Annotated in this window: 23 protein-coding genes and 1 other RNA gene; 22 read left to right on the top strand and 2 right to left on the bottom strand. The window is 58.6% G+C overall.

Translation table 11 applies throughout. The features are described from left to right. Positions 1-132: 132 nt before the first annotated feature. Genes leuC through leuB form a run of 3 tightly spaced genes read left to right on the top strand, consistent with a single transcriptional unit; the run spans position 133 to position 2,961 of the window. The gene (leuC, locus tag C1713_RS11310; protein WP_102493971.1) at positions 133-1,395 is read left to right on the top strand and encodes a 3-isopropylmalate dehydratase large subunit; all 1,263 of its coding nucleotides are present in this window, start codon (positions 133-135) and stop codon (positions 1,393-1,395) included. Then, positions 1,395-1,898 carry a 3-isopropylmalate dehydratase small subunit gene (locus C1713_RS11305; RefSeq protein ID WP_061944674.1) on the top strand — a complete coding sequence of 168 codons (504 nt, stop codon included), beginning with the start codon at positions 1,395-1,397 and terminating at the stop codon, positions 1,896-1,898. The genes leuC and C1713_RS11305 overlap by 1 nt, the downstream gene beginning before the upstream one ends. Further along, on the top strand, positions 1,888-2,961 hold the full coding sequence (leuB, locus tag C1713_RS11300; protein ID WP_102493970.1) for a 3-isopropylmalate dehydrogenase: 1,074 nt from the start codon (positions 1,888-1,890) through the stop codon (positions 2,959-2,961). The genes C1713_RS11305 and leuB overlap by 11 nt, the downstream gene beginning before the upstream one ends. A 128-nt stretch (positions 2,962-3,089) precedes the next feature. On the opposite strand, the gene C1713_RS11295 is transcribed toward leuB, so the two are convergent. Further along, the gene (locus C1713_RS11295; protein WP_102493969.1) at positions 3,090-4,286 is read right to left on the bottom strand and encodes an MFS transporter; all 1,197 of its coding nucleotides are present in this window, start codon (positions 4,284-4,286) and stop codon (positions 3,090-3,092) included. A 221-nt stretch (positions 4,287-4,507) separates the two neighbouring features. Here C1713_RS11295 and C1713_RS11290 point away from each other — a divergent pair, with 221 nt between their 5' ends. Beyond that, a complete protein-coding gene (locus C1713_RS11290; protein ID WP_102493968.1) occupies positions 4,508-5,167 on the top strand; it encodes a 3'-5' exonuclease in 660 nt (219 codons plus the stop codon). 90 nt (positions 5,168-5,257) lie between these two features. On the opposite strand, the gene ssrA is transcribed toward C1713_RS11290, so the two are convergent. After that, positions 5,258-5,609: a transfer-messenger RNA gene (ssrA, locus tag C1713_RS11285) on the bottom strand. Between the two features lie 168 nt (positions 5,610-5,777). Here ssrA and lpxC point away from each other — a divergent pair. The 18 genes from lpxC (at position 5,778) to C1713_RS11195 (ending at position 24,548) form a co-directional block, all read left to right on the top strand. Beyond that, complete coding sequence (lpxC, locus tag C1713_RS11280; protein ID WP_170950819.1) at positions 5,778-6,608, top strand: UDP-3-O-acyl-N-acetylglucosamine deacetylase; 831 nt, start codon at positions 5,778-5,780, stop codon at positions 6,606-6,608. Then, a complete protein-coding gene (gene fabZ / locus C1713_RS11275; protein ID WP_006690175.1) occupies positions 6,605-7,045 on the top strand; it encodes a 3-hydroxyacyl-ACP dehydratase FabZ in 441 nt (146 codons plus the stop codon). Before lpxC ends, fabZ begins: the two co-directional genes overlap by 4 nt. A 166-nt stretch (positions 7,046-7,211) precedes the next feature. Further along, complete coding sequence (lpxA, locus tag C1713_RS11270) at positions 7,212-8,024, top strand: acyl-ACP--UDP-N-acetylglucosamine O-acyltransferase (RefSeq protein ID WP_102493967.1); 813 nt, start codon at positions 7,212-7,214, stop codon at positions 8,022-8,024. A gap of 11 nt (positions 8,025-8,035) precedes the next feature. Then, positions 8,036-8,839, top strand: a complete 804-nt coding sequence (locus C1713_RS11265; protein ID WP_102493966.1) for an LpxI family protein — start codon at positions 8,036-8,038, stop codon at positions 8,837-8,839. A 64-nt stretch (positions 8,840-8,903) separates the two neighbouring features. Continuing rightward, complete coding sequence (gene lpxB, locus C1713_RS11260; protein ID WP_102493965.1) at positions 8,904-10,049, top strand: lipid-A-disaccharide synthase; 1,146 nt, start codon at positions 8,904-8,906, stop codon at positions 10,047-10,049. Positions 10,050-10,056: 7 nt separating this feature from the next. Beyond that, a complete protein-coding gene (gene msbA, locus C1713_RS11255; protein WP_102493964.1) occupies positions 10,057-11,781 on the top strand; it encodes a lipid A export permease/ATP-binding protein MsbA in 1,725 nt (574 codons plus the stop codon). Positions 11,782-11,784: 3 nt separating this feature from the next. Then, positions 11,785-14,307, top strand: a complete 2,523-nt coding sequence (gene lpxK, locus C1713_RS11250) for a tetraacyldisaccharide 4'-kinase (RefSeq protein ID WP_102493963.1) — start codon at positions 11,785-11,787, stop codon at positions 14,305-14,307. A gap of 121 nt (positions 14,308-14,428) precedes the next feature. Continuing rightward, the gene (kdsB, locus tag C1713_RS11245; RefSeq protein ID WP_102493962.1) at positions 14,429-15,163 is read left to right on the top strand and encodes a 3-deoxy-manno-octulosonate cytidylyltransferase; all 735 of its coding nucleotides are present in this window, start codon (positions 14,429-14,431) and stop codon (positions 15,161-15,163) included. Positions 15,164-15,232: 69 nt separating this feature from the next. Then, on the top strand, positions 15,233-16,060 hold the full coding sequence (kdsA, locus tag C1713_RS11240) for a 3-deoxy-8-phosphooctulonate synthase (protein ID WP_039981088.1): 828 nt from the start codon (positions 15,233-15,235) through the stop codon (positions 16,058-16,060). Positions 16,061-16,069: 9 nt separating this feature from the next. After that, positions 16,070-17,050 (top strand): KpsF/GutQ family sugar-phosphate isomerase, encoded by a 981-nt coding sequence (locus tag C1713_RS11235; protein ID WP_009753020.1) that lies wholly within the window; start codon positions 16,070-16,072, stop codon positions 17,048-17,050. Next, the gene (locus C1713_RS11230; protein WP_102493961.1) at positions 17,050-17,607 is read left to right on the top strand and encodes a KdsC family phosphatase; all 558 of its coding nucleotides are present in this window, start codon (positions 17,050-17,052) and stop codon (positions 17,605-17,607) included. The genes C1713_RS11235 and C1713_RS11230 overlap by 1 nt, the downstream gene beginning before the upstream one ends. A gap of 17 nt (positions 17,608-17,624) precedes the next feature. After that, positions 17,625-18,542: a lysophospholipid acyltransferase family protein gene (locus C1713_RS11225; protein WP_009753018.1), complete on the top strand. Its 918-nt coding sequence runs from the start codon at positions 17,625-17,627 to the stop codon at positions 18,540-18,542. Further along, positions 18,539-19,087 (top strand): LPS export ABC transporter periplasmic protein LptC, encoded by a 549-nt coding sequence (lptC, locus tag C1713_RS11220; RefSeq protein ID WP_102493960.1) that lies wholly within the window; start codon positions 18,539-18,541, stop codon positions 19,085-19,087. The genes C1713_RS11225 and lptC overlap by 4 nt, the downstream gene beginning before the upstream one ends. Then, positions 19,084-19,779 carry an LptA/OstA family protein gene (locus C1713_RS11215; protein ID WP_102493959.1) on the top strand — a complete coding sequence of 232 codons (696 nt, stop codon included), beginning with the start codon at positions 19,084-19,086 and terminating at the stop codon, positions 19,777-19,779. The genes lptC and C1713_RS11215 overlap by 4 nt, the downstream gene beginning before the upstream one ends. 12 nt (positions 19,780-19,791) lie before the next feature. Continuing rightward, positions 19,792-20,511 (top strand): LPS export ABC transporter ATP-binding protein, encoded by a 720-nt coding sequence (lptB, locus tag C1713_RS11210; RefSeq protein WP_050342779.1) that lies wholly within the window; start codon positions 19,792-19,794, stop codon positions 20,509-20,511. 139 nt (positions 20,512-20,650) lie between these two features. Beyond that, entirely contained in the window at positions 20,651-21,706 is a 1,056-nt protein-coding gene (locus C1713_RS11205; RefSeq protein ID WP_009753014.1) for an extracellular solute-binding protein, read from the top strand. A gap of 80 nt (positions 21,707-21,786) precedes the next feature. After that, entirely contained in the window at positions 21,787-22,887 is a 1,101-nt protein-coding gene (locus C1713_RS11200; RefSeq protein ID WP_102493958.1) for an ABC transporter ATP-binding protein, read from the top strand. Further along, on the top strand, positions 22,884-24,548 hold the full coding sequence (locus tag C1713_RS11195) for an ABC transporter permease (RefSeq protein WP_102493957.1): 1,665 nt from the start codon (positions 22,884-22,886) through the stop codon (positions 24,546-24,548). Before C1713_RS11200 ends, C1713_RS11195 begins: the two co-directional genes overlap by 4 nt. Position 24,549 lies beyond the last annotated feature (1 nt).

Below are 24,549 nucleotides of genomic sequence, written 5' to 3'. Positions count from 1 at the left end.
AGAGCTTTTTCCTGTCTGCTCCACGAGAATGCCTCGTGATGCAAGTCTAAATACCAACCCACTTGCTTTAATAGAATTCACATAGGAGCACGGCAGGGAATGATTGCCATATCGTAATTTCAGGAGGGCTATATGGGCATGAACATGAGCGAGAAAATTCTCGCACGCCATGCGGGGCTTGACCATGTGGAGCCGGGACAGCTGGTTGTCTGCCAGCTCGACATGGTGCTCGCAAACGATGTGACGGGTCCCCCGTCCATCAAGGAGTTTGAAAAGACGGGACGCCCTGTCTTTGATCGGACGAAGATCGCTCTGATTCCCGACCATTTTCAGCCGGCGAAGGACATCAAGTCCGCCGAGCTGGCGAAGATCATGCGCGACTTTGCGCACAAACATAACATCCTGCACTACTACGAGCAGGGACGCGTGGGCATCGAGCACGTTATCCTGCCTGAGCGCGGCATCGTTGGGCCGGGCATGCTCACGATCGGCGCGGACTCGCACACCTGTACCTACGGTGCGGTGAACGGGTTCTCGACGGGCGTCGGCACGACGGATCTCGCGGTCGGCATCGCAACGGGCGAGGCATGGTTCAAGGTACCCGAGGCAATCAATGTGCATCTGACGGGGAAGAAGCCGCAGGACATCAGCGGCAAGGATGTCATCCTTACGCTCATCGGCATGATCGGCGTGGACGGTGCGCTCTACAAGAGCCTTGAGTTTACGGGCGAGGGCGCTGCGTCACTCTCCATGACCGACCGCCTGACGATTGCCAATATGGCGATTGAGGCGGGGGCGAAGAACGGCATTTTCCCGTATGATGATGTATGCAGGGCGTACGTCGAGGGACGCATGACGAAGCCGTTCGCGCCTGTGGCTGCCGACGCTGATGCGCGCTATGCGCAGACGGTGGAGATTGACCTCAGCGCACTGCGTCCCGTCGTCTCGTTCCCGCATCTGCCCGAGAATACGAAGCGTGTCATGGACATCAGGGCGCCCATCGCTATCGATCAGGTCGTGATTGGGTCGTGCACGAACGGACGTCTTGAGGATATGGAGATTGCGGCGTCGATTCTGAAGGGGCACAAGGTGCATGAGCGCGTGCGATGCATCGTGATCCCGGGCTCGCCGTACGTCTATGAGGAGTCGATGAAGCGCGGCTATCTGGCGATCTTCATGGAGGCGGGGGCGGCGATCTCGACGCCGACCTGCGGCCCGTGCCTCGGCGGCTATATGGGGATCCTCGCGGCGGGCGAGCGGTGCGTCTCGACGACGAACCGCAATTTCCGCGGGCGCATGGGTCATGTGGACAGTGAGGTCTATCTCGCGGGGCCGCACGTCGCGGCGGCGAGTGCAATACTGGGGCGGATTGCGGCCCCTGAGGAGGTGGCGTGATGTTCGAGGGAAAGGTTTGGCGCTACGGCGATAACATTGACACGGATGTCATCATCCCCGCACGCTATCTCAATACGTTCGAGCCGAAGGCACTCGCGGCGCACTGCATGGAGGACATCGACACGACGTTCGCGGGCAGTGTGCAGCAGGGCGACATCATGGTCGGCGGAAAGAATTTCGGCTGCGGCTCCTCGCGTGAGCATGCCCCGATTGCCATCGCGGCATCGGGCATTCCCGTCGTGATTGCGGCAAGCTTTGCGCGCATCTTCTACCGCAACGGCATCAATATCGGTCTGCCGCTTCTCGAGATCGGCGATGATGTGGAGAAGATCCGCGCGGGTGACCGTCTGCGTGTCGATACGGAGACGGGAACAATTGAAAATCTGACGACGGGCGATACGTTCCATGCGCATCCTCTGCCGGGCTTTGTGCAGGATATTGCGCGTGCGGGCGGACTGCTGAACTATATCAAGGAGAACGGGGGATTTCGTCATGGGGTATAAGATTGCGGTCGTCCCGGGCGACGGCATCGGGCAGGAGATCACGAGTGAAGCGGTACGCGTCCTGAAGGCTGTCGATGCGAAGTTCTCGCTCGGACTTTCCTATGAAACGCGCGATGCGGGCGGCACGGCGTACGATGCATACGGTACGCCGCTGCCCGAGGATACGCTCGCCGTCTGCAAGGCATCGGACGGCGTGCTCTTCGGCGCGGTCGGCGGGACGAAGTGGGACGCGGTGGAGCCTGCACTGCGTCCTGAACGTGCCATCCTCGGCCTGCGCAAGGGCCTCGGACTCTATGCGAATCTGCGTCCAGTCAAGGTGGCGGATGCGCTCATCGAGCACTCGCCGCTGAAGCCCGATCTCGTGCGCGGTGTCGATCTCGTCATTGTGCGAGAGCTGATCGGCGGCATTTATTTCGGCGAGAAGTGCGAGTCGGAGCAGGTGGACGGCGCAGAGCGTGCGTGGGATATGGAGAACTACTCCGTGCCCGAGGTGGAGCGCATCGCACGCCTTGCATTTGAGACGGCGCGTCTCAGACGCTCCAAGGTCACGTCCGTGGACAAGGCGAACGTGCTTGCAACGTCGCGGCTCTGGCGGCGTACGGTGGCGGCATTGGCAAAGGAGTACGCAGATGTGGAGCTCGATCATCTCTACGTCGATAACTGCGCCATGCAGCTTGCCGTGCGCCCGACACAGTTCGATGTCGTCGTGACGGGCAATCTCTTCGGTGATATTCTCTCCGATGAGGCGGCGGTGATCGGCGGCTCGATCGGTCTCATGCCGTCGGCGTCGATCGGGACGGGCACGAGTCTCTTTGAGCCGATTCACGGCAGTGCGCCCGACATCGCAGGGAAGGGAATCGCAAACCCGCTCGGGACGATCCTCTCGGCGGCGATGCTGCTGCGCTATGCGCTCCATGAGGAGGAAGCGGCCGCCGCCATCGAAGCGGCGGTGGATGCGGCACTCGCCGAGGGGATGCGGACGGCGGATATCTACCTCGCGGATACGGGCTGCACGAAGGTCGGCACGCAGGAAATGACGGATGCGGTGCTTAAGCGCCTATAAGGTGCTTCCCTATCGGTAAATGCGCTGCTTCCCTGATTGCGATCAACGGCTCCCCTGTCGGGGCTTTGCCAATGCCAACAAAAATGCTGTACGAAGTGTTTTGCTTTCGTACAGCATTTTTTTCCATGTTATTCTACCGCCGGATGCCCCTTCCTCACATACCGCCACCGCACGAAGGCGGCGAGGATGAGGAGAATCGTGCCCGAGGTCGGGAAGAGGTAGTGTATTCCAAGGTACGTCGCGACGGCGCCGCCGAGCAGCGGCCCAGCGGCAGAGCCAATCTGCTGGGCGGAGAAGAGCAGCCCGAAGACGCTTCCCTTGAGCTGCGCGGGCGTATGCTGAGCGATGACGGCGTTCAGCGAGGGCTGAATCCCGGCGAGGAAGAGCCCCACGCCGAACTGCATGACGGCAAAGGGGACGAGGGTGTCGGGGATGCCCTGCAGGATGAACATGCCTCCCGCGCACAGCATGGCGAGGAACATCGCGCTGAAATAGCCGCGCCGTGTGCCGTAGATCCCCCAGAGCGGCGCGGAGATCGCTCCTGCGATGCCGCCGAGAGAGAATACTGCGCCCGCGACAAAGACGATGTTGTCCATCGCGCCCGCGAGCACCTTGATGTAGGTTGTCAGGACGGGCATGAGGATGTAGAGCACCACCTGCGCGAGCGTACTCACAATCATCATCGTGCGCAGGATGGGGATATGCCAGAGGTGCATCGGATTTTTTTCCTCTGCTGTAAGCGGTGCGGTCTCTTTCGGCATCGGCGGTTCTTTGATGATAAACGTAAAGGCAAGAAAGTTGATGAAGAGTGCCAGACCGCCGATATAGAAGCTCGTGCGCATCCCGAACAGCTCCGCGAGGACACCGCCGAGCAGAGGCCCGACGACGCCGCCCGCCGTGAGCGTGCCCTGCATGATGCCGAGGGAGAAACCGAGCCGCTCCTGCGGCGCGTAGAGCGTCATGATCGCAAGATCCATCGGCCAGAGTCCTGCGGCAAAGCCCTGAAAGAGGCGCACGATGATGAGCTGCTCGGGGGACGTGACGAGTCCGCCGAGCAGATAGCTGATCGCGATGAGAAGGCTCGCGCGCATGGCCATGAGACGCTTTCCCTTGCGGTCGGCGATACGACCCCAGATTGGAGCCATGACCGCGGAGACGAAAAAAGTCACCGAGAACGCAAGTCCTGACCAGAGATTCACGGAGGCATCGTCCACACCAAGTTCGTTCGTCAGATACATCGGCAGGAACGGAATGATCATCGTATAGCTTGCGGACATGAAGAGCACGTTGCACGTGAGCAGCGCGAGTACCACTTTCCAGTTCATGACAGACCCTTTCTCTTTATCGTGTTTCTCTTACCATTCTATCACGTTTCATTGAAAAAGTAAGCGATGAATATAGGACTAAATACCCTTAAACATTGATTTTCACGCGCCATTGTGCTATGATTGAAAAACGACGTGACGATATCAAAAAATCTAAACTACTGCAACACCATCTGCCGCGCGTCACTTACGGCAGATAATTTTCGAAAGTAAGGGTTGTCATGAAACACATCGTCGTAGATTTGGAAATGAATCCCGTGGGGAAGGAATACCGGGATGTCCGCAGGAAATTGAACGGAGAAATCATCGAGATCGGCGCGGTGCGCCTGAATGAGGATTTTGTGCAGGAGGACGAATTTCAGTGCTATGTTTGTCCTGAGTATGGGATGGTAAAGAAGCACATCACCGAGCTGACGGGCATCACCCAGGAGAAGGTCGCAGGGCATCCCGCGTTCGCCGACAGCTTTCACGCATTCGTTGCGTGGATCGGCGAGGCAGAGACGAAGATCTACTCGTGGAGTATGTCCGACATCAAGCAGCTGCGCAAGGAGTGCCGTCTGAAACTGCCGGACTTTGACGTCACGTGGCTCGATGCGCGCTGGGTCGACCTCCAGCAGGAGTTTGACGACCGCCTCGGGCTCCACAACAGCCTCGCACTGAAGCACGCACTCGGTGCGATGGGACGCAAGTTTGAGGGGAGTCAGCACTCCGCACTTGCCGACGCCGTCAATACGAGTGCCGTTCTCGCACTCATGCAGGATGACGCAAAGTTTCGTGAGACCATGCGCCCCGTCCTCGAGATACTGGAGCCGAGCGACGGCCTCTCGGACTCGATCGGCGAGCTGTTCCCCGATCTGGAAAAATTGAAACGAAATCTATGATGGATGTATTGAACCGCTGCACGGAGGGCCGTGCGGCGGTCTTTTTATACAAAAAAAGCCGCCCGATTGGGCGGCTTTTGTCGTGTCGTTTGGTGGAGATGAGGAGAATCGAACTCCTGTCCGAAGATAACGTCACATGGATTTCTCCGAGCGCAGTCTGTGCTTTGCTTTAGGTTCGGCGGCCCCCGCAGACAGGGTGCACCGTTCCGATCACGATGAAGTTCCCGTGAGAGTTATCGTGCGGTGGCTCTCAGGTATCCCGCGTTTGACCCCTGTCTCCATCCGTGCGGGAGGCAGACGGAAAGGGGCTGGCTTAAGCCGCCAGAGCGTAGTCTTCGTTTGCTTTTATGTTTAAATAAAAGTTTCACCTTACTGACGGGATGATGACCCCCCGGCTCGCTGTCCACATGCCATCCATCCCCGTCGAGACCATTACATCCCCGATAATGGAAGCTGTGCGCTTATCCATACTATAACAAAAGGCGGATATGTTGTCAAATCCTGTTTTTTCTTGCATGTTCGCAAAATTTTTAGTATCATGTACGGGAAGAAGCAATCGGAATTGTTGGACGGTACGATATTTTGCTCGTCCGTTCATGGAGGTTTACGCTTGCAAAAACAGAAAACACTGGCGTCACGGGTGGTCTACGATGGGATTGGACTGCATTCGGGACGGCCGGTACATATGGAACTCGCACCGGCACCGCCGGGGTCGGGGATCCTGTTTGCGCGCGCCGATTTGCCGGATGTGCCGCCTGTGGCGGCGACGGCAGCACATGTGACGGCGACAATGCGCGCAACGACAATTGGTGCAGGGGCACTGAAGTTCTTTACGATTGAGCATCTGATGAGTGCACTGCATGTGCACGGGATTGACAACTGCCGCGTGATGCTCGATGCAGAGGAGCCGCCCGTCGCTGACGGCAGTGCACGGGCGTTCTTTGAACTGATTGCACGCGCCGGGAGCATCGAACAGGATGCCGTGCGGCAGGAGACGGTCATTGACCGCATCTACCGTGTAGACAATGGCGGACACTTCATCATGGCACTGCCGTACGATGGGCTGCGCGTTTCGTTTACCTCGCTGAATGAGCATCCGCTCATCGGGGTACAGTACTACGACATCAAGGTTTCGCCCTCCGCGTACGAGCGCGAGATTGCGCCGGCACGGACGATTGCCTATGAAAAGGAGATTGCGGCGCTGCGTGCGCATGGGCTGGGACTGGGCGGCTCGCTGGAGACGGTGATCGTCTACAACGACGAGGGATGGATGAACCCGCTGAACTTTCCCAACGAGCTGGTGCGCCATAAGATTCTCGATGTAATCGGGGATATTCGTCTGGCAGGTATGGTTCGCGGGCATATCATCGCCGTTGCCTCGGGACACGCACTCAATACCGCGCTGGCAAAAGAGATTGCAGGGGAGAGGGATCAAGCATGACGTTGGATATCAATGAGATTCAAAAGATTTTGCCGCATCGTCCGCCGATGCTCCTTGTGGATCGGATCATCGAGCTGGAGCCGTTCAAGTCGGCAACGGGCATCAAGTGTGTGACGATGAACGAGCCGTTTTTCCTCGGACATTTCCCGGGGCATCCGATTATGCCGGGGGTACTCCTGCTCGAAGGAATGGCGCAGGTCGGCGGGGTGACAATGCTTTATCCTGAGGAACATCGCGGCAAGATTGCACTCTTTGGCGGGATGGAGAATGTAAAGTTCAAGCGTCCCGTCGTTCCCGGTGATGTGGTCGTGACAAAGGCGGAGCTGGTGCGTGTGCGCGGCGTGTTTGGCGTGCTTCATGCAGATGCGTACGTCGGAGAGGATCTTGTCGCATCGGCAGACTTCAAGTTTGCTCTGAAAAACGGCGAAGACATTTGACTGTGCGTCATAATGACAGGATAAACGGACATAATTCACGATAAAACGCGAAATCCGGCGATAATGGCTGATTTTGCCATGTGAAAGTCTTGCCCTTTTGTCGGATTGTAATGGATAGTGGAATATGTCTGCCCCGATTCCTGCGGGGCTGAAGGAGTTGAAACAGATGACAGGCACGAGCAAGGTTCTTGCCTATATCCACGAGGTGGCGGTGGTCGCACCGACGGCGCGCATCGCCCGCGACGTGGAGATCGGCCCTTATGCGGTCATCTCGGATCATGTCCAGATCGGCGAGGGGACGAAGATCGCCCCGCACGTCGTCATTAGGGAATGGACGCAGATCGGGCGCGACTGCCAGATTTTTCAAGGCGCATCCATCGGCGAGGTGCCGCAGGATCTGAAGTTCAAAGGGGAAAAGAGCTATACGTTCATCGGCGACCGCACGACGATCCGCGAGTGTGCGACCGTGCACCGCGCGACGGGCGAGGGCGAGGAGACGCGCATTGGCGACGATTGCCTGCTGATGGCGTATACCCATGTGGCGCATAACTGTGTGCTCGGCAACCATATTATCATGAGCAACGCCGCCATGCTGGCGGGTCATGCAATCGTCGAGGATGGCGTTGTGATCGGCGGCATGGCGGGCGTGCATCAGTTTGTCAAGATCGGTCGCAACGCGATGATCGGCGGCACGTCAAAACTCGTGCAGGATGTTGTGCCGTTCACCATGGTGGACGGGCATCCCGCGCGCGCCGTGGGCCTAAACAGCGTCGGCATCTCGCGTGCCGGCATCCCGCTCGATGTGCGCCGTCGCATCAAGCAGGCCTATAAGATCCTCTATCGCTCGGGGCTGAACCTCACACAGGCGATTGCCGTGATTGAGCAGGAGGTGGACTCCTGCGAGGAGATCGATCACATGCTGCGCTTCCTCCGCAATGCGGAGCGCGGTATCTGCCGAGAACGCCACGAGGACGAGTGAGGGAGACTGCCATGGAAAAACTGGGGCTGCTCGCAGGTGTCGGACACCTGCCCGCCGCGTGTGCACGCGCGGCACGTGCGCAGGGCTTTGAGGTGCATGCGATTGCACTCTTGCCGGACTGCGACCCTGAGCTGAAGGATGCGGCGAATGCCTATCGTGAGATCAGCATCGGCTCGATTGCATCGATTTTGGCGTATCTGCAGCAGGAGAAGATCCAAAAGGTCACGATGATCGGCAAGGTGACCAAGGAGCTGCTCTTTACGGGCGCGGTTCAGCCGGATGAGATGCTGCGCGGGATGCTGATGCAGCTGCCGAACCAGAATGACGATACAATTATGATGATGTTCATCGGGGCATTGATGAAGATCGGTGTGACGCCGCTTGACCAGACGGCACTCATCCGTCCCCTGATGCCGCCCGCGGGAGTTCTGACGAGCCGTCAGCCTTCGGCGGCAGAGCACGCTGATATGGAGTATGGGCTTCAGATGGCGCGCGAGATCGGACGTCTCGATGTGGGACAGACGGCGGTGGTGAAAGACCGTGCGGTCATGGCGCTTGAGGCGATCGAGGGGACGGATGCCTGCATCCGCCGCGGCGGGCAGCTTGCCGGCGGCGGTGCGGTCGTCGCAAAGGCGGCAAAGCCACAGCAGGACAGTCGTTTTGATGTACCTGCCGTCGGGCTCGATACGATCGAGTCGCTGGTGGCGGTGAAGGCGTCTGCGCTCGCCATTGAGGCGGGAAAGACACTCTTTGTGGACAAGGAGCGTGCGATTGCCCTTGCCGAGGCGAACGGCATTACGATAGCGGCGATGTAGTGAGGCATCCCTTGCAAATACGGACGGTGTTTGCTGTTGATTCTACCGAGGAGGTCTTGCCCATTTGAAGATCATGCTTTCGGCGGGAGAGACCTCCGGCGACCTCCACGGGGCGGCGTTAGCGCGTGAACTGCGCACACTTGACCCGGCGGTGAAGCTGATCGGCTTCGGCGGTACGGAGATGGCGGCGGCGGGAGTGGCACTCCGTCAAAATTATGCGGACTACAATGTGATGGGTATTTCGGCGGTGATTTTGAATCTCCGCCGAATTTTCGCGTTGCTTGATGATTTGACGCACTTGATGGATGAGGAGCGTCCCGATGTGCTGGTCATCATCGACTATCCGGATTTTAACTGGCGGCTGGCGGCGCGGGCAAAGGAGCGGGGGATTCCCGTCTTTTCTTATATTCCTCCGTCTGCGTGGGCATGGCGTAAGGGGCGCGCGAAGTCCTGCGCGGCTCTCGCCGACGAGATCGTCGCGATTTTCCCGCATGAGCTGCCGCCCTATGAGGCGGCGGGTGCGAACATTTCGTTCGTCGGCAATCCGCTTGTCGATACGGTGCGTGCCGAGATGCCGCCCACAGAGGCACGGCGTCACTTCGGCATCGGTGCAGATGATGTGCCGATCCTGCTCCTCCCGGGCAGCCGCCGTGAGGAGATCGAGCGTCTCCTTCCTCCCATGTTGGGGGCGGCGGAGCGGCTCGGAGCGGCAGACCCCACGCGACGGTTCTTTCTGCCCGTCGCGGGCGGCGTGGATGAGGAGCGCATCAGAAGGCATCTCGCTGCATCCACGGCGGAGGTGACGCTGACCCACGACGCGCGCTATGCCCTCATGGGGCTCGCACGCGCTGCGATGGCAACCTCGGGCACAGTGGTGATGGAGGCGGCGCTCATGGGGCTGCCCGCCGTCGTCCTCTATCGGATGTCGGCACTCTCCTATCTCATCGGGCGTCTGCTCGTCGATGTGCCGCGCTTTTCCCTGCCGAACATCCTGCTCGGCGAGACGTTTGAGACAGAGCTGCTGCAGGGGGCCGTGCAGCCCAACCGCATCGCGGCGGAGATGGAGAAGATCATCGCGGACGGCGCGGATCGCCGCTACGTGACGGAACGCCTGTCGCGCGCGGCAGCACGTCTTGGTGAACCCCATGCGGCGCGCCGTGTGGCGGAGAAGATTCTCGCTCTTGGACGCAAGAGATATTGTACCCCGTAGGAGACCTATGAAGAATTATAAGAGACTGCTGACCTACATGCGGCCGTACGTAAAGAAATTCGTGCTGGCAGTCGTGTGTATCATCCTTGCCTCGGCGGCGAATCTCTACGTTCCGTGGATCATCAAGGACATGATCGACGACGTTCTCGCCGATAAGAACATGGCTCTGCTGAACGCCATCTGCATCGGCATTGTCGTCATCTTTTTCCTGCGCGGAATTTTTTACTTCGGGCAGTCCTACCTCGTCTCCTACATCGGACAGAAGGTGATCATCGATGTGCGTGAGGTGATGTTCCGCAAGTTCCAGCGGATGCCGCTCGCGTACTATGACCGCCACCAGACGGGCGAGATCATGAGCTTCGTCACGAACGATGTTGCGGCAATCCAGTCGGCACTCGTCGACAACCTCATCGATCTCGTGACGGAGGGCTGTATCCTCATCGGATCGCTTGCCCTCATGTTCTATCTGGATTGGAAGCTCTCCCTGCTGACGCTTATCGTCATTCCTATGGTCGGGCAGGCGATGAAGATCTTTGGACGCAAGATCAAGAAGTCGAGCACCGTGATTCAGGAGCGGCTCGCAGAGATCACGGCACTCCTGCAGGAGTGCTTTTCTGCGACGCGCGTCGTGAAGTCCTTCGTCCGTGAGGACTATGAGATCGACCGCTTTGTCGTGAGCAACCAGCGCAACTTCGAAGCAGTGATGAAAAATGTCCAGCAGACGAGCATGCTCACGCCGACGGTGGAGTTCCTCGCTGCTCTTGCCGTCACGTTCATCGTCTGGTTCGGCGGCTACGAGGTCGTCAACGGTGACATCACGGCGGGCGCGTTCGTCGCGTTCCTCACCTATGCCGTGAACCTTGCAAATCCCGTCAAGCGCCTCTCGCGCATCTACGGCAACCTGCAGAAGGCAATGGCAGCCGTGGACCGCGTGTTCTCCGTTGTCGATCTCACGGAGAGCATTACAGATCGTCCCGACGCCAAGCCGCTTCCCCCCGTGACAGGGCACGTGTGCTTCGAGGATGTCACGTTCTCCTACAAGGAAGGACGCAAGGCGCTCGACGGTGTGACGCTTGAGGCCGCGCCCGGCGAGATGATCGCCTTTGTCGGTCCCTCGGGCGCAGGCAAATCGACGATTGCGAATCTTATCCCGCGCTTCTACGAGCCGGACAGCGGGGCAATCACGGTGGACGGACACGACATCCGCAGTGTTACGCTCGCCTCGCTGCGCGGGCAGATCGGGCTGGTACCGCAGGAGACGATGCTGTTCTCCACGACGATTCGCGAGAACATTCGCTATGGACGCCTCGATGCGTCGGATGCGGAGATCGAGGAGGCAGCGCGTGCGGCAAACGCACACGATTTCATCGCGCAGCTGGAGCACGGCTACGATACGCAGATCGGGGAGCGCGGCGTCAGTATCTCGGGCGGTCAGCGCCAGCGCATTGCCATCGCACGCGCCATCCTGAAGGATCCGCGCATCCTCATCCTCGACGAGGCGACCTCCGCACTTGATACGGAGAGCGAAAAGATCGTGCAGGCGGCGCTCGACAATCTGATGGTCGGGCGCACGAGCTTCGTCATCGCCCATCGTCTTTCCACGGTGTTCCATGCCGACCGCATCTATGTGATTGATGCCGGCCGCATCGTGGAGCAGGGAACCCATGAGGAGCTCTTGGCAAAGGGCGGGCTCTATCAGCATCTCTATGACATTCAGTTTCGGGGAGAGTGACGCATGCGATTTCTCTACAATTTAGCGGCAATCCTCATCGTCACCATCATCATACCTATCTTCATGCTGCGCGCCACACGGGAGCGCGGCTTTGTCGAGCGCATCAAGCAGAGCTTTGGCTTCTACCCGCAGGACACGATAGACAAGGTGGCGGGAAAGAATGCCATCTGGGTGCACGCGGCATCCGTTGGGGAGATCGTGGCGACGAGTCCGCTCGTGCGTGAGTTCCGCAAGGCGTTTCCTGACACGCCTATCCTCGTCTCGGTCGTGACAACGGGTGGCTATGAGATGGCGCACCGCATCATCAAGGATGCGGACGCGATCATCTATTTCCCGCTGGATTTGCCGTTCCTCGCCTCGCGCGTCGTGGAACGGATCCGCCCGCGTGTCTTTCTGCCCGTGGAGACGGAGCTGTGGCCGAACTTCCTCAAGAAGGCGAAGCAGCTCGATGTGCCCGTCATGATGGTCAACGGCCGCATCAGCGACCGCAGCGTGAAGCAGTACAAGTACTTGTTCGGGATGCTGCGCGAGATGATCGGGACGGTGAAATGCTTTGCGATGCAGTCGGGCATCGATGCGGACTACATCATGCGCCTTGGTGCGCCCCGCGAGCTCGTCACCGTGACGGGCAATACGAAGTTCGATCAGGCGTATACGAGTGTCAGCCCCGAAGAGCGCGCAGCATTGATCGCGGAGCTCGGCCTCTCGGGGGCGAGCCGCATCATGATCGCGGGCTCGACCCACCGCGGGGAGGAAGAGCTGGTGCTCAACGCCTTTGCCGCTGTGCGTGCAAAAGATCCGAACGTACGCCTCATCATCGCGCCGCGCGAGGTGCTGCGCACGATGGAGGTGGAGCATCTCTGCCGCAAAGCCGGGTTTACGGTCAACACGCGCAAGAACCTCCAGAAAGGAGCAGAGGGCGGCGAGGACATTGTGATCCTCGATACGGTCGGTGAGCTCGGCCGCGTCTATGGGCTCGGCGACGTGATCTACATCGGCGGCAGCCTTGTCCCGCACGGCGGACATAATATCCTTGAGCCGGCGGCGCATGGCAAGGCAATCATCGTCGGAAATCAGATGTTCAATTTCAAGGACATCCACGCGCTTTTCCGCAATCGCAGCGCCGTCGTGACGGTTACGAACGGCGCGGAGCTGACCGCGGAGACGCTGCGCCTCTTCGCTGATGACGCGGAGCGCGCACGCCTTGAGTGCGAGACGCTCGCGATCATCAACGAGAACAAGGGCGCATCGAAAAAGTCGGCCAAGATCCTCGTGGATATGCTTGCTGCCTATGAGACGCGCCGTGCTCAGCGCGCGCAGGAGCGCATCAGTGCACATCGCGTGCGCGCGACACAGAAGGTCGCAAACTTCCAGACCTATTTCATCGACCTCGTTCACGACAAAGAGGTACACGGCGTCACGCGTCGCCTCATCATGGGCGTGTTCTACGTGTTCTCCCTCATCTATGAACAGCTGGTCAATCTGAAGCTTGCCATGTATCGGTGGGGCTGGTTTAAGAAAGAACAGCTGCCCTGCTTCGTTATCAGCCTCGGCAATGTGACGGTCGGCGGAACGGGAAAGACGCCAACAGCGCAGCATCTCGCGCGTGCCATTCATGCGATGGGGTATCGCGCTGCGATTCTCAACCGCGGGTATCGTGCCAAGTGGCGCGGAGCAGTCGGCATCGTCTCGGACGGGCGTGCACTGAAGATGGATGCGGAGACGGCGGGGGACGAGGCGTTTATGCTCGCCAAGCATTTGCCGGATGTGCCCGTTCTCATCGGGCCACACCGCGCCGTGACGGGACGCTATGCCATTGAGCACTTCGGCGCACAGGTGGCGATTCTCGATGACGGCTATCAGCACTGGCAGCTTGAGCGCGATATGGATATCCTGCTAGTTGATGCGGTCAATGTATTTGGCAACGGCTACCTTCTGCCGCGCGGAACTCTGCGCGAACCGCTCTCGCATATCAACCGCGCAGATGTATGCCTTATGACGAAAGTCGATCAAGCGGCACCGGGGGCGATTGAGTACATCTGGGAGACGTTCCGCAGCTACAATCAGGACGGGCTCATCATGGAGAGCATCCATCAGCCCCGTCAGTTTGTCCGCCTTTCGGATTGGTTTGAGGACATTGCGGCGGGCGGTGTGCCCGTGACAGAGATGGAGGGCAGAAAGGTGCTCGCTGTCTCGGCCATCGGGAACCCCGCCTCCTTCGAGCAGACGCTTGCCGATCTCGGTGTTGAGATGGTGGAGAGCATGCGCTATCCCGATCATCACGACTACGGCGAACGCGATATGGCAGAGGTACTCTACCGTGCGGAGACGCTCGGCGTTGAGGCAATTGTCATTACAGAAAAGGATGCAGTGAAGGTGCCGGGCGATGTCGTACGCGCGAAATGGCGTATCCCGATGTATGTGCTCTCTGTCGAGGTCACCCTGCAGAAGGGGCAGGAGGTCTTCTTCGAGACCCTTAAGGAGCAGTTGGCAGCAAAGTTTGGGAAGCAGTGCACGATAGGATGAAGCTGCGTTTTCCACAGCGGATCCTAGTGGGCGGGATCAGTGCTCGGCTGCCTGCGCAGCGAGGGGTTCGCGCGGTGTGTCACTGCGAAAATTCAGTTATCCATCATATAGAGGTGATCGCATGAAGGTTCTCTGCATTATCCCTGCGCGGTATGCATCGACGCGTCTGCCCGGGAAACCCCTGCGCGATATCGCGGGGAAGCCGATGATTGTCCGTGTCTATGAGCGGGCGGTGCGGGCACAGCGTGTCCATGAGGTTGTCGTGGCGACAGATGATGAACGCATCCGTGCGGCGGTCGAGGAGCATGGCGGTCACGCCGTCATGACGCGCGCCAATCATGCAACGGGGACAGATCGTCTCGCCGAGGTTGCCGCACAGCGGCCGGACTGCGATCTCATCATCAACGTACAGGGCGATGAGCCGCTGATCGATCCCGCCGTGATCGATGCCCTTGTCGCTCCGTTTGAGCATGACGATGCGCTCATGATGGCGACGGCGAAAACGGAGATCACGGATGCGGCGGAGATGGAGAATCCGAACAATGTCAAGGTCGTTACCGACCGTACGGGGAATGCCCTCTACTTCTCCCGTGCGCGCATCCCCTATGCACGCAATATGGGCGCAAAGGTCTATAAGCACATCGGCATCTATGCCTACCGCAGGGATTTTCTGCTCGCCTATGCGAAGATGGCGCAGACGGAGCTGGAGTGCTCGGAGTCTCTGGAGCAGCTGCGTGCGCTCGAGAACGGGTACCGCATCCGCGTCGTGGAGACGGACGCGGTCTTTATCGGTGTTGACACGGAGGAGGATCTGGCGGCGGTCAATGCGGAGTATCGGCGACAGGGGATTGATTGACCTCGGGATATGAAGTATTTATAATAGGAACTATAGTGCAATACGAAGCAGCCGAAAGGAGCCCTGAAGATGAACAAAGTGAAGCTGGCGAATTTTGAGATTGGCGGCGGCGAGCCGCTCGTCCTTCTCGCGGGGCCATGCGTCCTGGAAGGGCTGGAACGCTCACTCATGATCGGACGCGGCATCAAAGAGATCACGGACCGGCTCGGCATCCCCTACGTGTTCAAGGCATCCTTTGACAAGGCAAATCGCTCCGCCTATCACAGTTTTCGTGGGCCGGGGCTCACGGACGGGTTGAAGATGCTGGGGCAGATCAAGAAGGAACTCGGAGTTCCCGTTGTGACCGATATCCATGAGTCGTGTCAGGCGGAACCGGCGGCGAAGGTCGTGGACATCCTCCAGATCCCCGCCTTTCTCTCGCGCCAGACCGATCTGCTGCACGCGGCAGCACAGACGGGTGCGGTCGTCAATGTGAAGAAGGGGCAGTTCCTCGCGCCGAACGATATGCGCAACGTCGTGGACAAGATCCACGAGAGCGGCAGCGAGCGCATCCTGCTGACAGAGCGCGGGGCGAGCTTCGGCTACAACAATCTCGTCGTCGATATGCGTGCTTTGCCCATCATGCGAAGCTTCGGTTATCCTGTGATCTTTGACGGAACGCACAGCGTACAGCTGCCGGGCGGCGCGGGGACGAGCTCCTCGGGGCAGCGCGAGTTCGTGGAGTATCTCGTGCGCGCTGCTGTTGGCGCGGGGGTCGATGGACTCTTTCTCGAGGTACATGACAATCCCGCCGAGGCACTTTCGGATGGGGCGAACATGGTCTATCTGGACAAACTCGAAGAGCTGCTGAAGGATGCCCTCGCCATCTATGAGGTCGTGCGTAAAAAGCTGAACTAGGAGAACGCTATGCAAGAGAGTACCATCCGACAGAAGGCAGTTGAGACGCTGAAACTGGAGGCAGACGCCGTCGCGCGTCTCACGGATCGCGTTGATGATGACTTTGAGGCAGCAGCAGAGGCGATCCTTGCATGCAAGGGGCGCGTCGTCGTGACAGGCATGGGAAAATCTGGTCACGTCGGACGAAAGATCGCGGCGACACTTGCGAGTACGGGAACGCCCGCCTTCTTCATGCATCCAGCGGAGGCGTTCCACGGGGATCTCGGCATGGTGACGGCGGACGACATCGTGATCGCCATCTCGAACAGCGGTGAGTCGAACGAAGTCGTCAACATTTTGTCGATTATCCATCGCATCGGCGCGCGCATCGTCGCTATGAGTGGACGGCGAAAGTCCCAGCTCGGCCGCAGTGCGGACTTTTACATTGACATCGGTGTCGAACGCGAGGCGTGTCCTTTGGGGCTCGCACCGACCGCATCGACGACGGCGACGCTTGCGATGGGGGATGCACTCGCAATGGCACTCATGGCGGCACGGGACTTCAAGAAGGAGGACTATGCGCTCTTTCATCCGGGTGGTGCGCTCGGGCGCAAGCTCCTGCTCACCGTGGCGAACGTCATGCATACGGGCGATGAGAATCCCGTCGTGCCGTATCATACGACGGCAAAGGATGCGCTCTTTGTCATGACGGACAAGGGGCTCGGGGCGGTCTCCGTAGTGGATGCGGACGGCAAGTTCATCGGGCTTGTCACGGACGGCATCATCCGCCGCGCGCTCGCGAAGGACTACACGTTCCTCGACAAGGACGTGGAGAGCATCATGTTCGCCACGCCGCTCACGATTGCACCGGACAAGATGGCGGCGGCGGCACTCTCCGTCATGGAAAAGCATCAGCCGCGCCCCGTCACAGTGCTGCCTGTCATTGACGATGCGGGTGTTCCCGTGGGAATTGTTCATCTGACGGATCTCTTGCGGCAGGGGGTGGTCTGATGCCGATACGAGAAGACGCGATTGCGCGTGCAAAGAAGATAAAATGTGTGATTCTCGATGTGGACGGTGTGCTGACGGACGGAGGGATCTACGTCGCACCAGACGGAAGCGAGCTATTTAAGCCGTTCTTTGCCCGTGACGGGCTTGCGATCACGCGTGCCCGCAAGGTGGGCCTGAAAACGGCGATCATTACGGGGCGCGCCTCGCCCATCGTCGCGAATCGTGCGAAAGAACTGCATATTGACCTCGTCTATCAGGGACGCCTCGATAAGCGCGAGGCGTATGCGGACATCAAGGCTCAGACAGGGCTCTCCGATGAGGCGTTTGCCTATGTCGGAGATGATCTCGTCGATCTGCCGATCCTGCGCCAGGTCGGTCTGCCCTGTGCCGTCGGGGACGCCGTCCCCGAGGTCAAGGAGATCGCACAGATCATCGCCGTGCAGCCCGGCGGACGCGGTGCGGTGCGCGAAGTCTATGAGATCATTTTGAAGACACAGGGGCTGTGGGATTGTGTTCTTGCAGGCTTTTATGAGGACGTTGATGGACTAGCACAGTAGAAAGAGGAGGTGTGGTCATGCTCTATCGCACGCTGATGTTGATGAGCCGCGTTGCCTGCCACACGCCGCGTCCCATTCTGCTGGCACTCGGCTGGGTGCTCGGTAACCTCTACTACCTCATCATCGCCAAGATGCGGCGGCGGGCCGTCGCGCACATGATGCCCGCGCTCGGTATCGACGAGGCAGCAGCGAAAAAACTTGTACGTGCCTCCTTTATCAATATGGCGCGAAATTTTCTCGATATTCTTGCGATGCCCATGCTGAACGAGCGCAATTTCAGAGACTACATCGAGATCGACCATCTTGAGCGCATGAAGGCGGCACTCGCCGAGGGACATGGCGTCGTCGTCCTCACGGGCCATATCGGCTGCTGGGAATGGCTCTCGGCAGCATTTACGCTGAATGGGATGCCCGTCAGTGCGATTGCCAAGCCACAGCCGAACATCCAGTATACGCGTGTGCTCGACGATCTGCGTGCAACGATTCACGTGGAGATCTTCTCGCGCGGAACGAGTGAGCTGATCACGGCGGCGCGTGCGCTGAAGCGCGGCAAACTGCTCGGCTTTCTTGCCGATCAGGACGGCGGCCCCGGCGGTGCCTTCATCGAGTTTCTCGGACGCACGGCATCGACCCCGCTCGGACCGGCGGTCTTTTCCCGCAAGTTCCGATCCCCCGTCGTGCCCGCATTCATCCTGCGGCAGCCGAATGGAAAGCATAAAGTCATTGTCGGGGAGATCATGCGCTGCCCGAATACGGGTGATAGTGACCGCGATCTCCATGAGTTTACCGTGCAGATGACCGCCATCGTCGAGCGGATCATCCGCGAGAATCCGACGCAGTGGATCTGGTTTCAAAAGCGATGGAATACGTCTCCAGAGGAGCAGAAGACAGGAAAGCATCATGTGTCGGCAGGGCAGGAGGAGAAGGTCGGATGACACGGAATAAAATCATCGGCGGCGTTCTGGCGGCTGCCTTCCTCGGGCTTGTCCTCTGGGCTGTGCTTTCCGTGCCGAAGCCGCCCGAACAGACGGATGAACAGCAGGGACCGCGCATCATGTCCTATGAGGACAACACGCTCCATGAGGAGCAGGATGGGCGCACGGTCTGGACGCTTACCGCACAGAATATGAGTGTGGATATCGATACGCAGGACACGACAATGAAGGGGATCGAGGGGACCTTCTACAGCGAGGACGGGAATACACTCTCGCTGAAAGCCGATACGGGGCACATGGACAGCACGACGCGTGACGTTGTCCTCACAGGCGGCATATATGCCGAGACCAGCAACGGAATCACCCTGCGCGCGAACGCCCTGCACTGGATCGCCGCGAAAAAAGAGCTGGCAGCGGAGGGGAGCGCCGTCCTCACACGTGATGATCTGTGCGCGAGCGGGGATCGTATTACGAGCGCGGATGAATTTGAGAAATTTGCCATCGAGGGGAATGCGCACATTATTAAGGGGAGGGACGTAAAATGACGAAGAGGACTATTTGCCGCGGGGGACTGCTCCTGCTTGCGGCAGGCGCGGTCTGCACGGCAGGACTGGCGGCACCGCAGAACGCAGATCCGACGAATCTCACGGCGGATCGTCTGACTTACGATACGCGAACGGGCGTGGTCACCGCCGAAGGCGGCGTACACGTGGATCAGGGCACGGGGAACATCGAGGGTGCACGTGCTACCTACAACACAAAGACGCAGGAGGGCACCATTGAGGGAAATGTTCGCGCACAGCGTGAGGACATGAACCTCTCCTGCGATCGCCTCCTTGCCGCAGGGCAGGAGCATTGGCAGGCGAGCGGCAGCGTCCACATGGCAAAGGCAGGCCGCACCTTTACGGGTCCTCTGGTGGACTATTATCCCACACAGGATGATCACATTGTCGCCTCCTCGGGCGGGACGATCACGAGCCCCGACGGTACACTCTCAGCGGATCATCTTGAGGGATGGCTGAAGCAGAGCCGCTTTACGGGGATCGGAAACGCGCATGTCACGAGTCCCGCGCGTGATCTTGAGGGCGGCGGCGACCGCATGGACTACTATGGTAATGACCCAAGACCCTACGTCGAGCTGGATGGGAATGCGTGGGTATATCAGGGCAACAATACAGCGCGCAGCAATCACATGACCGTCTACCTCGCCGATGACGGCACCGCTGTGACCCAGTGAGGAGCGAGTGCAATGCATCTTGAATCCCGCAGTCTCATCAAGAAGTTCGGCAGCCGTACCGTGGTCGACCGCATCTCTGTGCGCATCGACAAGGGCGAGATCGTCGGACTCCTCGGACCGAACGGCGCCGGCAAGACGACGACGTTCTACATGATCGTCGGTCTGGAGAAGCCGACGCACGGTGATGTCTATCTCTCCGATATCTGCATCACGGACTATCCTATGTACCGCCGTGCCGAACTCGGTATCAGCTACCTCACGCAGGAGCCGTCCATCTTTCGTAAGCTCACTGTCACGGAGAACATTGCCGCTATCTTGGAGACAACAAAGCTCTCGGCAGCGGAGCAGAAACACAAGCTGGATGCCCTCCTCGAAGAGTTCCACATCGGACACGTCCGCGACCGCCGCGGGACGGAGCTGTCGGGCGGCGAGCGGCGGCGCGTCGAGATCGCGCGCTGTCTTGCGCTCGAGCCGCAGTTCATCCTGCTCGATGAGCCGTTTGCGGGCGTCGATCCGCTTGCCGTTGCGGACATTCAGGAGATCATCGAATATCTGCGCCAGCGCGGCATGGGGATCCTCATCACCGACCACAACGTCCGTGAGACGCTCCACATCGTCGACCGTGTCTACCTCCTCAGCGAGGGCAAACTCCTCCTCGAAGGCGACAGCAAGACCATCGCCGAGAGCCCTATTGCACGTAAATTCTATCTCGGCGAGAATTTCAGCCTGTAAAAAATAACCAATCTGTGCATGCAGGTTGGTTTTTTTGTTTCGTATTTTGGATAGTGTTTTTGTTTTGTGGATATACAAATTCGTAGAATATGATAAAATCATAATTAACAGAATCTTACTGCTGTAAGGAGGAAGAAGAATGAAACGGATGAAGAAGTGGCTGTCCGTCTTGGCGGTGGCTGCAGTCGCGGGAACGATGCTTGCAGGCTGTGGTGGCGGCACGGACAAGAAGGCGGCAGGCGGCGAGGAGGAGAAGGTGCTCACGGTCTATACAGCACGCAGTGAGAGCCTAAACAATCTCGTCATCCCAAATTTTGAAAAGGACACGGGCATCAAGGTCAATGTCATTGTTGCAGGGACGGGACCGCTCCTCAAGCGCGTGGCTTCGGAGAAGGGGAACCCACAGGGGGATATTCTCTGGGCATCGGATCAGATGACGCTCGAGTCGCAGAAGGATCTCTTTATGGAGTATGTCTCCCCTGAGGATGCGAATATGATGGAGGCGTTTCGCAATAAGACGGGATACTTCTCTCCTGCCTTTGCTGATCCGACCGTCATGATCGTCAATAAGAATCTGGCGGGGGATATGAAGATCGACAGCTTTGAGGATCTTCTCAATCCTGCCTTGAAGGGGAAGATCGCCTTCGGTGATCCAGCAGCATCGAATTCGGCATTGCAGTCACTGATCGCCATGCTCTATGCCAAGGGGACGAACGGTGACCCTATGTCGGATACAGCATGGGCATACGTCGATCAGTTCATCGCAAATCTCGACGGTAAGATACTGAACAGCTCGGGCGGCGTCCACAAGGGTGTGGCGGACGGTGAGTATACGGTTGGTCTCACGTGGGAGGATCCTGCGGCAACCTATGTGAAAAATGGTGCTCCTGTGCGTGTGGTCTTCCCCAAGGAAGGTGCGATCTTCCCCGGTGAGTCAGTACAGATCATCAAGGACTGCAAGCATCCGGAAAATGCGAAGAAGTTCGTTGACTATATGCTCTCGCAGAAAATTCAGGAAGCAGCCGGCAAGGAGCTGACGGTGCGCCCCCTGCGCAAGGATGTGCCGCTCGCATCCTATATGACGCCGATGAAGGACATTGCACTCTTCCCAAACTATGACGAGGGATGGGTAGCACAGCATAAGAATGAGATCGTTGCGATGTGGAATAAGCATCTCGAGAATTTCAAACAGTAGCAGACAGCCTGACAGGAGCGAATTGCTGCCGCCGCAAGGCGTGTGCAATTCGCTTTTTTCAAAAAAAGGGGGGGAACACGGTGAGTGTATCCATTCATATTGACAATGTCGTAAAAAAATATGGCGATCACACCGTCATCGACGGGCTGTCTCTCGATGTTCGGCCAGGGGAGTTCTTTACCCTGCTCGGACCGTCGGGCTGCGGAAAGACGACGCTGCTCCGCATGATTATTGGCTTCAATTCGATTGAGGGCGGTGAAATACGGATCGGCGACCGTCGCATCAACGATGTCCCGCCGAATCAGCGCAACATGGGGATGGTGTTTCAGAACTACGCCATCTTCCCGCACATGTCAGTGCGCGATAATGTCGCATTTGGTCTGAAGATGCGCGGTGTCAGCGCAGAGGAGATCGACCGCCGCGTCGACGAGATTCTACGCGTGGTGAAGATCGATGCACTGCGTGACCGTATGCCGACGGCGCTCTCAGGGGGGCAGCAGCAGCGTGTCGCGCTCGCACGTGCCATTGTCATCGCACCAGAGGTTCTGCTCATGGATGAGCCGCTCTCCAATCTCGATGCGAAGCTGCGTGTGGAGATGCGCAACGCGATTAAGCAGATCCAGCGGCAGATCGACATAACGACCGTTTATGTTACACACGATCAGGAGGAAGCGCTTGCCGTCTCCGACCGTATCGCGGTCATGGAGGGCGGCGTTGTCCGCCAGATCGGCAGCCCGCAGCAGATCTACCGCCGTCCTGCCGATGTCTTTGTCTCGACCTTCATCGGCCTCTCGAATCTCTTTGACGGGGTCGTGCGGTCAGAGGCCGACCGCAAGTCAGTTGAGCTTCTGCCGGACTACCGCGTGCCAATGCAGAATCTTGCCGCTGAGGCGTTTGACGGACAAGCGGTGGTCGTCTCCGTTCGCCCGGAGGAATTTATCATAACGGAGGGCGAGGGGGATGGCATCCCCGCTGTTGTAAAGAGCAGTGTATTCCTTGGCCTGACGACGCACTATTTTCTCGAAACGGCGCAGGGGCGGGCAGTCGAAGCGATCCGCGGTCAGGAAGACGGTGCCTTGCTCGCCGACGGCACACGCGTTACCCTGCGCGTCAAGGCGGAGCGCATCAATGTTTTCCGCGCTGATGCGGAGACGACGTTGATCGAAGGTGATCTGTCATGAAGGGCGGCGCGGGAAAAAATCTATCGGTATGGTCGATCCTCAGTATTCTCATCCTCGCAGCATTTGGCATCTTCGTCCTCTATCCGCTTGTGCTTGTCCTCTATAAGAGTTTCGTCGATCCATTCTCCGGCGGGGTGACATGGGACTACTTTGCACGGTTCTTCACCAAGCGATTCTATTGGGAGACGATGGTGAACAGCCTCTGCGTCACGGTCTGTGCGACGCTGCTCTCGGCAGCACTCGGTCTGCCCATGGCATATTTGATGCGCAGTGTGAAAATACGTGGGAGCAGTTTTCTCAACATTCTCATCGTCATCTCCTATCTTTCGCCGCCGTTCATCGGCGCATACGCATGGATTCAGCTGCTCGGGCGCAATGGTGTCATAACGCAGCTGGTGAACAGTGCCTTCGGTCTTTCCTTTGACGGTGTGTACGGCTTTGCGGGGATCCTGCTCGTCTTTACGCTGCAGTCCTTCCCTCTCGTCTATATCTATGTCTCGGGCGCGCTGAAGAATATGGACAACTCGTTGAATGAGGCGGCGGAGAGCCTCGGCTGCGGGCGCATCGGGCGGATTCGCCGCATTATCGTGCCACTCGTGATGCCGACACTTCTCGCAAGCTCACTGCTCGTCTTTATGCGTGTTTTTGCCGACTTTGGTACGCCTATGCTGATCGGCGAGGGCTACAAGACGATGCCTGTCCTCGTCTATACACAGTTCATGGGAGAGGTCGGCGGCGACGATGGATTCGCCGCGGCGATCTGCGTCATCATGATCGGATTGACCCTTGCCATGTTCTTCGCTCAGCGGATACTGGCACGGCGGAGTACCTATGCCATGACGGCACTCAAGCCGATGAGTGCAGAGCGTGCGACGGGGCTGCGCAATATCGCCGCCCATGGCTTTGCCTATCTTGTAACAGGGCTTGCGATCCTGCCGCAGGTCGTCGTGATCTATACGTCGTTCCTCCGCAGCAACGGCGGGCAGGTGTTTACGGGCGGCTATGCGCTGCAGAGCTATGAGGCGACGCTCTTTGCGAAGGATAACGATGCGGTGCTGAACACCTATCTGCTTGGGATACTCAGCATTGCCGTCGTTGTCGTGATCGGTGTTCTCGTCGCCTATCTGAGCATGCGTAAGAGAAATGCGGTCAACAATGCGCTCGATACGATTACGATGTTTCCCTTTATCATCCCAGGATCGGTGCTCGGCATTGCCTTCCTCTTCGCGTTCAACAGTCCGCCGATTGTCATTAGCGGGACAATGCTCATCATGATCATCGCGTTCAGTGTACGACGGATGCCGTATACGGTGCGATCGAGTGCTGCTGCCCTCGGACAGATTAGCCCGAGCATCGAGGAGGCGGCGGTGTCGCTCGGCGCATCGGAGATGACGACGTTCGCGCGCGTGACCGTTCCAATGATGCTGCCGGGGGTCTGTGCGGGTGCGATCATGAGCTGGGTGACGATCATCAGTGAGCTGAGCTCGTCGATTATCCTCTATACTAATGCCAATCAAACACTGACTGTCTCGATCTATACGGAGGTCATACGCGGCAATTATGGGAATGCCTCCGCCTATGCGACCATCCTCACGGTCACGTCCATCCTCTCCCTGCTGCTCTTTTACAAAGTGACAGGGCGGCGCGATATCAGTATCTGAT

Source organism: Centipeda felix (assembly GCF_900186465.1).
GTDB classification, from domain to species: domain Bacteria; phylum Bacillota; class Negativicutes; order Selenomonadales; family Selenomonadaceae; genus Centipeda; species Centipeda felix.
The sequence above is the reverse complement of the archived record's forward strand: the minus strand, read 5'-3'. Positions and strand labels throughout refer to the sequence as shown.

Coding starts and splice junctions, on each gene's coding strand:
- lpxK (WP_102493963.1), top strand. CDS start 11,785: ATGCGATTTCTCTACAATTTAGCGGCAATCCTCATCGTCACCATCATC.
- leuB (WP_102493970.1), top strand. CDS start 1,888: ATGGGGTATAAGATTGCGGTCGTCCCGGGCGACGGCATCGGGCAGGAG.
- lpxA (WP_102493967.1), top strand. CDS start 7,212: ATGACAGGCACGAGCAAGGTTCTTGCCTATATCCACGAGGTGGCGGTG.
- C1713_RS11290 (WP_102493968.1), top strand. CDS start 4,508: ATGAAACACATCGTCGTAGATTTGGAAATGAATCCCGTGGGGAAGGAA.
- C1713_RS11235 (WP_009753020.1), top strand. CDS start 16,070: ATGCAAGAGAGTACCATCCGACAGAAGGCAGTTGAGACGCTGAAACTG.
- kdsA (WP_039981088.1), top strand. CDS start 15,233: ATGAACAAAGTGAAGCTGGCGAATTTTGAGATTGGCGGCGGCGAGCCG.
- C1713_RS11195 (WP_102493957.1), top strand. CDS start 22,884: ATGAAGGGCGGCGCGGGAAAAAATCTATCGGTATGGTCGATCCTCAGT.
- C1713_RS11225 (WP_009753018.1), top strand. CDS start 17,625: ATGCTCTATCGCACGCTGATGTTGATGAGCCGCGTTGCCTGCCACACG.
- C1713_RS11230 (WP_102493961.1), top strand. CDS start 17,050: ATGCCGATACGAGAAGACGCGATTGCGCGTGCAAAGAAGATAAAATGT.
- fabZ (WP_006690175.1), top strand. CDS start 6,605: ATGACGTTGGATATCAATGAGATTCAAAAGATTTTGCCGCATCGTCCG.
- C1713_RS11205 (WP_009753014.1), top strand. CDS start 20,651: ATGAAACGGATGAAGAAGTGGCTGTCCGTCTTGGCGGTGGCTGCAGTC.
- lptC (WP_102493960.1), top strand. CDS start 18,539: ATGACACGGAATAAAATCATCGGCGGCGTTCTGGCGGCTGCCTTCCTC.
- C1713_RS11305 (WP_061944674.1), top strand. CDS start 1,395: ATGTTCGAGGGAAAGGTTTGGCGCTACGGCGATAACATTGACACGGAT.
- lptB (WP_050342779.1), top strand. CDS start 19,792: ATGCATCTTGAATCCCGCAGTCTCATCAAGAAGTTCGGCAGCCGTACC.
- msbA (WP_102493964.1), top strand. CDS start 10,057: ATGAAGAATTATAAGAGACTGCTGACCTACATGCGGCCGTACGTAAAG.
- C1713_RS11215 (WP_102493959.1), top strand. CDS start 19,084: ATGACGAAGAGGACTATTTGCCGCGGGGGACTGCTCCTGCTTGCGGCA.
- leuC (WP_102493971.1), top strand. CDS start 133: ATGGGCATGAACATGAGCGAGAAAATTCTCGCACGCCATGCGGGGCTT.
- C1713_RS11295 (WP_102493969.1), bottom strand. CDS start 4,286: ATGAACTGGAAAGTGGTACTCGCGCTGCTCACGTGCAACGTGCTCTTC.
- kdsB (WP_102493962.1), top strand. CDS start 14,429: ATGAAGGTTCTCTGCATTATCCCTGCGCGGTATGCATCGACGCGTCTG.
- C1713_RS11265 (WP_102493966.1), top strand. CDS start 8,036: ATGGAAAAACTGGGGCTGCTCGCAGGTGTCGGACACCTGCCCGCCGCG.